The 12396-nt window shown below is 62.7% G+C and carries 12 protein-coding genes; 5 read left to right on the forward strand and 7 right to left on the reverse strand.

The window, feature by feature from the left end; all coding sequences use genetic code 11:
* Positions 1 to 121 precede the first annotated feature (121 nt).
* The 3 genes from NKJ37_RS23865 to NKJ37_RS23875 form a co-directional block, all read right to left on the reverse strand.
* Positions 122 to 1249 carry a sugar ABC transporter substrate-binding protein gene (locus NKJ37_RS23865; RefSeq protein WP_352775249.1) on the reverse strand — a complete coding sequence of 376 codons (1128 nt, stop codon included), beginning with the start codon at positions 1247 to 1249 and terminating at the stop codon, positions 122 to 124.
* A gap of 301 nt (positions 1250 to 1550) precedes the next feature.
* On the reverse strand, positions 1551 to 2579 hold the full coding sequence (gene gntR, locus NKJ37_RS23870) for an HTH-type transcriptional regulator GntR (RefSeq protein WP_023813237.1): 1029 nt from the start codon (positions 2577 to 2579) through the stop codon (positions 1551 to 1553).
* 177 nt (positions 2580 to 2756) lie between these two features.
* The gene (locus NKJ37_RS23875) at positions 2757 to 3986 is read right to left on the reverse strand and encodes an MFS transporter (RefSeq protein ID WP_352551682.1); all 1230 of its coding nucleotides are present in this window, start codon (positions 3984 to 3986) and stop codon (positions 2757 to 2759) included.
* Positions 3987 to 4156: 170 nt separating this feature from the next.
* Here NKJ37_RS23875 and NKJ37_RS23880 point away from each other — a divergent pair, with 170 nt between their 5' ends.
* On the forward strand, positions 4157 to 4447 hold the full coding sequence (locus NKJ37_RS23880) for a DUF3175 domain-containing protein (RefSeq protein WP_031213606.1): 291 nt from the start codon (positions 4157 to 4159) through the stop codon (positions 4445 to 4447).
* Between the two features lie 12 nt (positions 4448 to 4459).
* Here NKJ37_RS23880 and NKJ37_RS23885 read toward each other — a convergent pair whose 3' ends face one another.
* Positions 4460 to 5236: a FadR/GntR family transcriptional regulator gene (locus tag NKJ37_RS23885; RefSeq protein ID WP_023813240.1), complete on the reverse strand. Its 777-nt coding sequence runs from the start codon at positions 5234 to 5236 to the stop codon at positions 4460 to 4462.
* A 101-nt stretch (positions 5237 to 5337) separates the two neighbouring features.
* On the reverse strand, positions 5338 to 6234 hold the full coding sequence (locus NKJ37_RS23890; RefSeq protein WP_023813241.1) for an NAD-dependent epimerase/dehydratase family protein: 897 nt from the start codon (positions 6232 to 6234) through the stop codon (positions 5338 to 5340).
* Between the two features lie 119 nt (positions 6235 to 6353).
* Between NKJ37_RS23890 and NKJ37_RS23895 the strand changes: the two genes are divergently transcribed.
* Positions 6354 to 7292 (forward strand): NAD(P)-dependent oxidoreductase, encoded by a 939-nt coding sequence (locus NKJ37_RS23895; RefSeq protein ID WP_023813242.1) that lies wholly within the window; start codon positions 6354 to 6356, stop codon positions 7290 to 7292.
* Between the two features lie 24 nt (positions 7293 to 7316).
* On the opposite strand, the gene NKJ37_RS23900 is transcribed toward NKJ37_RS23895, so the two are convergent.
* Complete coding sequence (locus NKJ37_RS23900) at positions 7317 to 8099, reverse strand: FadR/GntR family transcriptional regulator (protein ID WP_023813243.1); 783 nt, start codon at positions 8097 to 8099, stop codon at positions 7317 to 7319.
* Positions 8100 to 8297: 198 nt separating this feature from the next.
* On the reverse strand, positions 8298 to 9287 hold the full coding sequence (locus NKJ37_RS23905; protein ID WP_023813244.1) for a sugar-binding protein: 990 nt from the start codon (positions 9285 to 9287) through the stop codon (positions 8298 to 8300).
* Positions 9288 to 9752: 465 nt separating this feature from the next.
* Here NKJ37_RS23905 and NKJ37_RS23910 point away from each other — a divergent pair, with 465 nt between their 5' ends.
* The 3 genes from NKJ37_RS23910 to NKJ37_RS23920 all read left to right on the forward strand — a co-directional run bounded on the left by NKJ37_RS23910 (position 9753) and on the right by NKJ37_RS23920 (position 12367).
* Positions 9753 to 10493 (forward strand): ATP-binding cassette domain-containing protein, encoded by a 741-nt coding sequence (locus NKJ37_RS23910; protein ID WP_013530854.1) that lies wholly within the window; start codon positions 9753 to 9755, stop codon positions 10491 to 10493.
* 41 nt (positions 10494 to 10534) lie between these two features.
* Positions 10535 to 11533: an ABC transporter permease gene (locus NKJ37_RS23915; RefSeq protein ID WP_023813245.1), complete on the forward strand. Its 999-nt coding sequence runs from the start codon at positions 10535 to 10537 to the stop codon at positions 11531 to 11533.
* Positions 11534 to 11599: 66 nt separating this feature from the next.
* Positions 11600 to 12367 (forward strand): SDR family oxidoreductase, encoded by a 768-nt coding sequence (locus tag NKJ37_RS23920; RefSeq protein WP_023813246.1) that lies wholly within the window; start codon positions 11600 to 11602, stop codon positions 12365 to 12367.
* Positions 12368 to 12396 lie beyond the last annotated feature (29 nt).

Here is a 12396-nt window from a genome sequence, read left to right on the forward strand (position 1 = left end):
ATTTTCCATAAAAAAACTAACGCGGGCCCCCCCACGGACGGCCCCCCCCCCGGGGTTTTTTGGGTTTTTTACCCCCCGCCGCGCTACCCCCGCGGCCCGCCAGGCGACAGCCAGCGATGATTTACTGGTTTTCCTTGGTCTGACCCATGATTTCCTGGGCGCTGAAATTGATGCCGCAGGTCGGGAAGGAATTGCCGACGAAGAAATTATCGGATTCCTTGGGGAAATAATCCGTGCCTTCCTTCAAGTTCGGGTCTTCGGCGATCGCCAGCGGCAGCTTCACCTCTTGTGGCACCACCTCGCCTTCGAGTGCGGCGATCGCGGTCTTGATGGCGACGGCGACCTGAGCCGGACCCGAGCCTGCGGACGAGCACTTCAGCCCGTCGGCCGAATGCGCGGCGCAGAACTTGCGGAAGCCATTCTCGGTCTCGCCGCCAAACGGCACGAACGGATGCTTGGCGTCGATCATCGCCTGCACGATGCCGGTGTCGCCGCCCTGCCCGGTGATGCCGTCGAACGGACCGTTGGTGGCGATCGCATCCGCGGTCACTTTCTGTGCCACGCCGTCATCCCATTTGCCGGCGACTTCGGTCACGTCCCACTTCTTGCCGGACGCATCGAAGACCCCGTGGATGCCGTTGTGACGATCGGTGTCGACCGAGGTGCCGGCGACGCCGCGCACTTCCAGGATCTTGCCGCCGTTCGGAATCTTGGCGACCAGCCACTTGGCCCACAATTCGCCAAGGCCCTTCTGATCGACATTGACGTTGATGGCGTCCTTGGTGTCGAGGATGTTGTCGAAGGCGACCAGCACGATGCCGGCTTCCTTGGCGCGCTTGATGACCGGACCGAAGGCCGTCGGGTTCTGGGCGTCGGTGACGATGGCGTCATAGCCGGAATCGATGAAATTGTTGATCGCCGAGATCTGTGCCGGCACGTCCTCGCCCGTCGAGACGACCTTGAATTCCTTGATCTTGGCTTTGACTTCAGGTTGTGCGGCGTAGGCCTTGGCCGTCTGCACCATCTGGATGCGCCAGGTATTGGCGATATAGCCATTGGCAAAGGCGATGCGGAACGGCCCTTCCTTCTTGGGATATTTGAAGAATTTGGTCTCCGCGCTCCACGGCGCGAAACAGTCCGCCTGAGCGGCGGGACCCGACACGATTTCGGGTCCGGCGGCCATGGCGGCCGAATTGAGCATGACGAATGCAGTGGCGGCAACGACGCCACCAACAAGTGACTTGATCATCGATAATCCTCCCGATTGCAGTTCAGATTGTTCGTTTCGCAACGCGAATTTTCGCGCGATGGACCGGCACCTCCCGCCTCGCCATGCGCGTCCTTGGCCGCCCGTGGTGGCCGACCCGGTTCCTCCCTTGTCGCCCCCAGCGGTACGAAAACTATCATATTATCCATAATAAACAAGTATTAGTTGTCGCTTATGTATAATAAACAGGTACGCCCTGTCGTTTATGCACCTGCCTGCGGGAAATGGTAGCGCTACCAAATTGGCGTGTAAACCGGCATTTGCACAGTCGCTCCTGTGCGTTTCAACGCGCCGTGCTCTCGCGGCGCTTGAGCTCGAAACCGAGGTCGACGATCCGTTGCTCCGGTCTGTTGCCGGCGATCGCCGCAAGCGCCATGGCAACGGCACGCCGGCCGATCTCATAACGATGGGTGCGGATGCTGGTGACCGAAGGAAACGCCACCTGCATCATGTCGAGATCGTTGAACCCGACGATGCCGATCGTCTTCGGTACCGCGATCGAGGCGCGATGGCATTCGAACAAGACGCCGAGCGCGATATCGTCATTGTTGCAGAAGACACCGTCGAGTGTCGGCACCTTGGCCAGCGCATCGCGGAACATCTCGCGGCCGAGCGACACGCTGGACAGCACCGGCGTAGTGGTGACGAGGCGCGGGTCGAACAGGCCCGCGGCCTCCATCGCCGCGCGATAGCCGGCAAGGCGCCGCTGCGAACGCGGATCCATGCGCGCGCCGATGAAGCCGATGCGGCGATAGCCCGCCTCGATCAGATGCTCGCTCGCCGCCCTGCCGCCATCCAGATGCGAGAAGCCGACCATCATGTCGACCGGATCGGGACCCGTTTCCATGACCTGCACCACAGGGCAGCCGGCACTTTCCAGCAGCTTTCGCGAAGCCGGTGTCTGATCGATGCCGGCGACGATCAACGCTGCCGGCCGTTGCGAACCGAACACCTGCAGCAGCCGCTCTTCCTCGAGGCCGGAATAGTGGGTGTTGCCAAGCTGGATGCGGAAGGGGCTGGCCGACAGGCTGTCATAGATGCCGCGCACCACCTCGGCGAAGACGTTGTTGGTAAGCGACGGCACCAGCACGCCGAACACCTCCGCGCGCGCCGAGGCCAGGGCCCGGGCATTCGGGTCCGGCACATAGCCCAGTTCGTCGACGGCGGCCTGGATCTGGCGGCGCAGCTCTTCGGACACACGCTCCGGCTCGCGCAGGGCGCGCGACACGGTGATCGCACCAACGCCGGCCTTGCGCGCGACATCCGCGATGGTAGGGCGGCCGCCGCCCCGGCGCGAGCGCGGCTTGGTCAAGGGCGCACTCCTGGCGACGGGCTTGTGCAGCCAAGCGCCTTTAGAACCATATTCAGGGTCTTTGCCACCGTCGTCATGCCAAATCGGCCTGTTGCCGCACCCATCCGCCCTCCGGCGTCGCGCAGCCTTGGGTGGTTGTCAAGCCGCGCAGCTCCCGGACCATTGGGCAGGGTGAGCTCAGGCCATCACGGCTGTGCTGCGCCGTGCCTTCCACAACAGCAGCCCGATCGCCAGTATGTTCAGCAAATTCCAGGCGATGCCGTTGAGGAACGCAGCCGCATAGGAGCCGGTCAAATCGTAGATCCAGCCCGACATCCAGCCGCCGATCGCCATGCCGAAGATCGTCGCCATCAAGACGATGCCGATACGCTGGCCAGCCTCTTTGGCCGGCATGTAGTCGCGCACGATGATCGCGTAGCAAGGCACGATACCGCCCTGCGACAGGCCGAACACCAGCGACACCACATAGAGCGAGGCAAGCCCGTCGAATGGGATGTAGAACAGCAGCGACAGGCATTGCAGCACCGAGCCGATCATCAGTGTCCACACCGCGCCGATGCGGTCGGCGAGAAAGCCCGATGCCAGCCGACTGACGACGCCGCCTGCCATCATGATCGACAGCATGTCGGCGCCATGTGCGACGCCGTAGCCAAGGTCCATGCAATAGGCGACGATATGCACTTGCGGCATCGACATCGCCACGCAGCAGCCGAGGCCGGCGACGACCAGCAGCACCTGCAACGCCGCCGGCGACAGCGGCATCGACTGCACCGGCCGGCTTCCGGGCGAATCGGCGGCAGCCGCAACTGGGGCACCGCGCCGCAGCATCAGCACCAGCGGCACCATAGTCACCAGACAGAAGATGCCGATGGCGGCATAAGTGAAGCGCCAGCCTTCCGCCTTTATCAGCGTCGGCATGATGGTCGGCCAGATCGCTCCGGCGAGGTAGTTTCCGGCGGCCGCCGCGGTCACCGCGACACCGCGCCGGCGGTTGAACCAGTGCGAGATATCGGCGATCAGCGGCCCGAAGATCACCGACGTGCCGATACCGATCAGCACTCCTTGGGCAAGCGTGAATTGCAGGATCGAGGTCGACAGCGCCGCGAGAAGCAGGCCGGCGGAAAGCGCAATCGAAGAGAGCAGCGCCGGGATCCAGTATCCCATCCGGTCGATGGCGCGGCCGACCAGCACGTTGCCGGCGGCAAAGCCGACCATGGTCGCAGTATAAGGCATGGACGCCGCTGCGCGGTCGACGCCGAACTCGGCCTGCACCGCGGGCAGCACGACGACGACTGCCCACATTCCGACGGCGCCGATCGTCGCCAGCAGCATCGAGATGGCAAGCCGCATCCAGGCATAGGAGCTGTCGATGCCGGGGCCGGGCTGGATGCTGTCGGTTCGGGTCAAGGCGTTTCCTGTCGGCGGTCTCGGAGATCGGCTGCCGTTTGCGCCACTATCGGCGCATTCTCGGGTCGCAGCAGCGCCACAGCTGGCAAATCCGTGGCTCCAGAGCCAGGGCGGAACCGATGCCGATGTGCGGAGTTTCCTGGCAGCCTACCCTGCAGAGGAGTCCTGCGATGACCGCCACCAGGAAAAAATGGTCGGCCGAGGTGACCGAGCACAGCGACGCGATGGATCTTGAGGATCACGTCTTCGAATCCGACGACGCCAGGAAGATCGCCGCCTCGCTCAAGCGATCCGCCGAACACAGCCACCGGCGCAAGGCCGAGCCGTTCCAGTCGGCCATGTCGATGCTGAACTTCTACATCAACCGCGCCGGCAAGAACTTGCCTGCCGCGCGCAAAAAAGTGCTTGAGGACGCCAAGGATGAACTGCGCAGCGCCTTCGGACGTGACAAGGATGATTAGCGGCGGCCGGCCCTACCGGGCGCGGATGACGCCGTCTGTGTTGGCGAGCAGTTTGCGCACTGCATTGCGCGCCGCGTCGGGGCGCTGCAGGCGGATGTTCTTCTCGATTGCCTCGTGCAGCTTCTGCGCGTGGTTGAGATCGTCGATCTCCCGCGTCGTATAGGCAAAGAGGTGATCGAAGGCGGATTCGATCAGTACGCCGAGCGGCACCAACAGGTCGTTGCCCGAAGCCCGCAGGATGGCAAGATGGAAGCGCGTGTCGGCGCGGGTCCGCTCCTGCAGGCTCGTCGCCTCTCCCATCTCCCGGCAGGCCAGGCTGATCTCGGCCATCTGCTCGTCGGTTCTTCGCATGGCGGCAAACGCGGTCGCTTCCGGCTCGATGATGTGGCGGAATTCCTGCACCGTCTTGAGGAACACTTCGCGATCCGGCGACGTCGCGTACCAGGCAAGCACATCGCGATCGAGCAGGTTCCAGCGTTCCTTCGGCTCGACCCAGCTGCCGATCTTGGGACGTGAGGCCAAAAGGCTCTTGGCCATCAGCATCTTGATCGCCTCGCGCACCGCCGAGCGGCTGACGCTGAAGGTCTCCGACCATTTCGCTTCATTGGGCAGGATGGTACCAGGCGGATAGTCGCCGCGCACGATCCTGAGGCCAATTTCGCTGGCCAGCGAGGCGTGGACGCTGGAGCCAGGAATACGGGCGGCGTCCGCCCGGCGAACGCCGCCCGGACGGTCCCCGGAGGCCGCTTTCCCCAACGATTTTTCCTTGTTCGGCTTCGCGTCCCGCATGGGTTCCAGAAAGTCCGTATTAAGCAGGCTGTCAAGCGCGGCAAGCGGCTTGCACCGCAAAGCCGCCCGCTGTGCACAGATCAGCTCGATTGCTTCGCGGATCAGTCCTGCTTGACGTATTTGCGCCAGCTATGCTCCGGGCGGAAGCCCAGCACGTCGCGCGCCTTGCGGTTCGACAGCAGCGTCTCGTATTCGCCGAGCTCGGCCTTCACCGGCACGCCGGGGTAGAACCGCTTCAGGAGTTCGGCAGTCGGCAGGTCGGATGAGGTGTCGTCATTGGCGGCGTTGATCACCTGATAGCCGAGGCCGTCCTTCTCGATGGCGCGCAGCGTGATCTGGCCAAGGTCGCGCGCGTCGACATAGCTCCAGGCGATGCGCTTGCGGAAACCCGGATCGGCGAACCATTTCGGAAACAGTGAATATTCGTGCGGCTCGATGACGTTGCCGATGCGCAGGGCATAAATGTCGGTGCCGTTGCGCTGGGCGAAGGCCCGCGCCGTCTTCTCGTTGACGACCTTGGACAAAGCATAGCTGTCCATCGGGTCGACGTCATACTCCTCGTCGAGCGGGAAATATTTGGGATCGCGCGGCTCGTTGGCGAACACAAGCCCATAAGTCGTCTCGCTGGAGGCGATGATAATTTTGCGGATACCGAGCTTCACCGCCGCCTCGATGACATTGTAGGTGCCGAGCGCATTGATGCGGAACACCTCGTTGTCGGTGGTGATCATGATGCGCGGGATGGCGGCGAAATGCACCACCGCATCGACCGGCTGCGGGCGCAGCGAGGGGTCGAATTCATGCAGGCCCATATAGCTCGACAGCGCGTTGAACACCTGCCCGCTGTCGGTGATGTCGGTGATCAGCGTGCGCACCTTGGGATTGTCGAGCGGCCTGGTGTCGATGTTGAGCACCTGACAGCCTTGCTCGACCAGATACTGGACGACATGGCGTCCGGCCTTGCCGCTGCCGCCGGTGAACATGATCCGTTTTGTCATTTTGCTCTCCACATCCTCAGGGATTTATGTGTATTGTCAGACAATATCGCCATCTGCAACCACCCTCGCCTGCAAAACGGCAGCGCCTGACATCAATCATTGCAACAGGACTTGAAGACATGAACACGACTGCCGCGCGCGAAAAGATCGGCTTCATCGGGCTTGGCCTGATGGGCCACGGGATCGCCAAGAACATCGTCGACAAGGGCTACAGTCTGACCTTCCTCGGCCGCAAGAACCGCAAACCGGCGGAAGACCTGCTTGGCCGCGGCGCCACGGAAGCATCGACCTCGCGCGATGTGGCGGCGGCATCTGATATCGTCTTCATCTGCGTCACCGGTTCGCGCGAGGTCGAAGCCATCATTCGCGGCCCCGGCGGCCTCAAGGAGGGCTTGAAAAAGGGCTCGGTCGTCGTCGACTGCTCGACCTCCGATCCGGTCTCGACGGTGGCGCTGGCAGCGGAACTTAAGGCGCTCGGCATCGATTTTGTCGACGCGCCGCTCAGCCGCACGCCGAAGGAAGCCTGGGAAGGCACGCTCGACGCCATGGTCGGCGCGCCGGACGCCCTTTTTGCCAGGGTGAAACCGGTGATCGAAACCTGGGCCGGCCGCATCGTCCATATCGGCGACACCGGCGATGGCCATCGCATGAAGCTGCTCAACAATTTCATCTCGCTTGGCTACGCAGCGATATATTCCGAGGCACTGGCACTGGCTGAGAAGGTCGGCATCTCGCCGCCGCGCTTCGACAGCGTCATTCGCAATGGCCGCATGGATTGCGGCTTCTACCAGACCTTCATGCGCTGGACGCTGGAAGGTGACCGCGACGCGCACAAATTCACCATCGCCAATGCCTTCAAGGACCTGACCTATCTGGAATCGATGGCGGGTGCGGCCGGCATTGCCAACCCGCTCGGCAACGCCACCAAGAACTCCTTCGCCGGTGCCCATGCAACCGGCCCGGCCGAGCAATTCGTACCGATGCTGGCGACGCATATCGCTGGGGTGAACGGTGTCGACCTGATGCCGATGAAGGATGGCAAGAAACAGACCATTTAACCGATTGCCCAACGCCGGCGCCGATCACCGCCGCCACCGCCCTATCCCATCGTCGGTATCTGCAAGCAGCTTGTGCACGGCGTTGCGCGCAGCGGCTGGGCGCTGCAGGCGGATGTTCTTTTCGATCGCCTCATGCAGCTTCTGCGCCTGGCGCTGATCGGCGACCTGCTGTGTCGTGAATGCGAAGAGATGGTCGAGCGCCGATTCGATCAGCACGCCGAGCGGCACCAGAAGGTCGTTGCCGGAAGCGCGCAGGATGGCCAGATGAAAGCGCGTATCGGCGCGGATACGCTCCTGCAGGCTCAAGGCCTCGCCCATGTCGCGGCAGGCCTGGCTGATTTCCGCCATTTGCTCGTCGCTGCGCCGCATGGCGGCAAAGGCCGACGCTTCCGGCTCGATGATATGACGAAACTCCTGCACGGTTCGCAGGAACGCCTCGCGGTCGGGCGCCGTCGCGTACCAGGCCAGAACGTCGCGGTCGAGCAGGTTCCAGCGCTCCTTCGGCTCGACCCAACTGCCGATCTTGGGGCGTGAGGCCAACAGGCTTTTCGCCATCAGCATCTTGATGGCTTCGCGCACCGCCGAACGGCTGACATTGAAGATCTCGGCCCATTTGGACTCGTTGGGCAGGATGGTGCCGGGCGGATAGTCGCCACGCACGATCCGCAGGCCAATCTCGCCGGCCAACGAGACATGGACGCTCGCCCCCGCAAAATGCGCGGCACCAGCCTTCCGCATGACAGCCGGACCGTGGCTCGCTTGTGCCTTGGTTAGGTCGGTTCGCTTGCTTGACTTCTCGTCCGGCATCCACGTTCCAATGCGTCGACCGTCTGTCGTCCGGACTGGTCCGAACCGTACGGGCGCCGATCTCGTTGCCGAAAAATCCAGATCACGGGCGCGGCAAAGCCGGAGCCGATTGCCCCAACTATTGCGTCCGTTCGGGAATTACCGCTTCCGTTCAGGAATGACGGGGCGCCCGCAACCGGGCGCCCCGAAATCGAGAACCTACTTCTGGATGCAGGTGTCGACCGTATCCTTGGTGCACTCGTCGAGGCCGGTGAACACCGGATCGGCGACCGCCTTGCCTTCGATCAGGTCGATCATCACCGACGGTGCCTTGTAGCCCATTTCGAACGGCCGCTGGCCGACCAGAGCCGTTACAAGGCCGTCACGAGCGATCGCCACTTCGTCGCCGATCGTGTCGGCGGCGCCGATGACGAAGTCGTTGCTGGCGATCCGGTCCTTGAGCGGCCCGAACAGATCGCGGTAGGGCTGCGGCGCGCCGAACAGCGGCCAGCCGCCCATGATGCCGAAGGCGTCCAGCTTGGGGTTGGCGGCGAGGATGTCGGTCATCGCCTGCACGCCCTTGGCGCCATCGTCATTGGTGAACACCGGGCAGCCGGGAACTTCGGTCCAACCACCTTCACCCGCAAGTGCGGCAAGGCCTTCCTTGCCCGACAGTGCGTCACGCATGCCTTGCGCACGGCGCAGGATGTTGTCGGCTGCCGGGTTGCCTTCGATGGTGCAGATCGTGCCACCATTCGGCTTGCCCTTCTTGATGTACTCGCCGATCTTCTTGCCCATCAGGTAATTGTCGGTACCGAGATAGGTCTTGCGAAGACCTGCGTCTTCCTTGCTGAGATCGGCATCGACCGTCATGATCGGGATCGTCGGATTGGCGCTCTTGATCGTCTGCGCGATCAGCGGCGCGTTGGACGGCGAGATCGCCATCGCGACCGTGTCGGCCTTGCTCAGCATGTCCTGGACGATCTGCGCCTCGCCGGCCTCGTCCGAAGTCGACGCCGGACCGGTGTAGAAGCATTCATACTCCGAGCTGGCGTTTTCCTTGTTCCATTTCTCGCAGCCCTGGTGGATGGCCTCGAAGAACGGATTGTCGAGACCTTTCACGACAATGACGAGCTGTTTCTTGGCCAAAGCCGGCCCGGCACCCAACGCCATTGCGGCGACGGCGGCGAGCAAAAGTGTTTTCCTCATGTCAGTCCTCCCTTGAAACAAACGGACACGGCGTGCCCGCCATACAGATCGACCGGATGCGTGATGACCGAGGGTCGTTTCGCGAGCGCTCGTGTCGCCAGGACAGATCGATAAGCATTTCCAGATTCGGCTTCAGATCAACTCACACACAGGTGCCGCTTGATCTTGGGCCGTCAAACCTCCGCCGATTCCGGCCGGCGAACCGCCAGCGGAGATCGGCATAATCTCCTCCGACGCTTAGCTAATATCGGCTTGGCGCCAACGTCAATGCTATTTGTCCTACAAAACGGATTTTAAAATAGTCCTGGCCCAATTCGTCCGACAATTGATTGACGTGCGCCGGCTTTTGCGTAAAAGAACGCTAACGCCGTCTTCGGGAGGAGCCGGGGAGAGCGAGGCCAAAGCAGCGTCGGCATCCACGCCGGGAACAGCAGCAGGTCGCAAATCACGGGGAGGCAAAGGCTGGTGGCGGTTCTCGAACTCACCAACATCTCAAGGCATTTCGGCGCCATCCAGGCCGTCAACGACGTGTCGCTGTCGATCGAGCCCGGACAGGTGGTCGGCCTCATGGGCGACAACGGCGCCGGCAAGTCGACGCTGGTCAAGATGATCGCCGGCAATTTCCGCCCGAGCCATGGCACCATGCACATGGACGGCAAGGAATTGATCCTGCACAAGCCGGCGGAAGCCCGCCAGCACGGCATCGAGATCGTCCACCAGGACCTTGCGCTCTGCAACAATCTGACCGCCGCCGCCAACGTCTATCTCGGCCGCGAGTTGCGGCGCGGCGTCGGGCCGTTCCGCATCCTCGACTATGCCTCGATGTACAAGCGTGCCGGCCAGCTCTTCGCCGAATTGAAGTCCGAGACCCGTCCGCGCGATCTCGTCAAGCAGATGTCGGGTGGCCAGCGCCAAGCGGTGGCGATCGCCCGCACCATGCTGTCGCAGGCCAAGATCGTGCTGATGGACGAACCGACGGCCGCTATCTCGGTGCGCCAGGTCGCCGAAGTGCTGAACCTGATCCGCCATTTGCGCGATCAAGGCATTGCCGTCGTGCTGATCAGTCACCGAATGCCTGACGTCTTCACCGTCGCCGACCGCGTCATAGTCATGCGGCGCGGCCGCAAGGTCGCCGACAAGACGATTGCGTCGAGCTCGCCCGAGGAAGTCACCGGGCTGATCACCGGCGCCATCGAACAGGTTTGATTTCAGCGAATTTCACCACGCACAGCAGATGAAGGTCGACGATGGCACTGACAATTGACCAGCCGATCGAACACAAGCAGCAATCCCTGCCGGCAAGAGTGTTTGCCAGCCAGACCTTCTGGGTGGTGATCGCCGTTATCCTCGCCTGCGTGTTCCTGTCGTTTGCCACCGACGCGTTTGCCACGTCGAAGAACCTCTACAACATCACCCGCAACATCACCTTCGTCGCCATTATCGCGCTCGGCATGACCTTCGTCATCATCACCGGCGGCATCGACCTCTCGGTCGGCTCGGTGCTGTGCCTGTCGTCGATGATTTTGGCCGTCACGATGCATGCCGGCTACTCGATCGAGGTCGGCATCCTGGCCTCGATCGCCACCGCGCTCGCCATTGGCGCCTTCAACGGCGTGCTGATCGCCTATCTCGGCTTTCCACCCTTTGTGGTGACGCTCGGCATGCTGTCGATCGCCCGCAGCCTAGCCATGGTCGCCTCCAACAACACGGTCGTCTTCCAGTTCGGGCCGGACCACGCCAAGCTTCTGTCATTGGGCGGCGGCGCCTGGGTGTTCGGCATCGCCAATCCGGTGCTTTACATGATCCTTCTGGCGCTGATCACCGGCTTTATCCTGCGTTGGACGAAGTTCGGCCGCCACATCTTCGCCATTGGCGGCAACGAGCACGCGGCAACGCTGACCGGCGTTCCGGTGCGCCAGATCAAGGTTGCCGTCTACATGATCTCGGCGCTGTCGGCCGGCATTGCCGGCATCATCCAGACCGGCTGGCTGGGTGCCGTCACCACCAATCTCGGCACCGGCATGGAGCTGCAGGTGATCGCCGCAACCGTCATTGGCGGCGCCAATCTGGCTGGCGGCGTCGGCACCGCCTTTGGCGCCATCGTCGGTGCGGCCCTGATCGAGGTGATCCGCAACAGTCTCGGTCTGCTCGGCATCAATGCCTTCTGGCAAGGTGTGTTCATCGGCGGCGCCATCCTGCTGGCGGTGCTGTTCGACCGCATCCGCAATTTCCGCCGCAGCGACTAGAACCATGATCCCGAAAAGTGGAAACCGGTTTTCAGGCAAGATCATGGTCAAACAAAAGACTGTTTGATGGCCAACTCCCTGTTCAGCCTCGAGGGGCGGGTGGCGCTGGTGACTGGCTCCGGTCAAGGCATCGGCTTTGCGCTGGCTCGGGGCCTCGCCGGACACGGTGCAAGCATAGTGCTGAACGGTCGCGACACCGCCAGGATCGACAGCGCCGTCGAAAAGCTGCGCGATGTCGGCTTCAAGGCGCACGCCTCGGTATTCGACGTCACCGATTTTCAGGCGGTCAACGCGGACATTGCCCGCATCGAGGCCGAGATCGGCGCCATCGACATCCTCATCAACAATGCCGGCGTGCAGTTCCGCGCTCCGCTCGAGGACTTTCCCGAGGAGCAGTGGGAGCGCCTGTTCAAGACCAATGTGTCGGGCGCCTTCCATGTCGGCAAGGCGGTCGCCCGCCACATGATCCCGCGCGGCAAGGGCAAGATCATCAACATCGGCTCGGTGCAGAGCGAGCTGGCAAGGCCGAACATCGCACCATACACCGCGACCAAAGGCGCGATCCGCAACCTGACAAGGGGTATGTGCGCCGACTGGGCGAGATACGGCCTGCAGATCAATGCGATCGCACCCGGCTATTTCCGCACCGAGATGAACCAGGCGCTGGTCGACAATCCGGAATTTTCCGCCTGGCTGGAAAAGCGCACGCCCGCCGGGCGCTGGGGCAATGTCGACGAGTTGATCGGCGCCGCCGTGTTCCTTGCCTCCGACGCATCGTCTTTCGTCAACGGCCATACGCTGTATGTCGATGGCGGCATGACGGCTTCGGTTTGAAGGGCGTTCTTCCCTTGTGGGAGAAGAGG

The sequence above is a fragment of the Mesorhizobium sp. M0140 genome (assembly GCF_040322475.1).
Classification (GTDB): domain Bacteria; phylum Pseudomonadota; class Alphaproteobacteria; order Rhizobiales; family Rhizobiaceae; genus Mesorhizobium.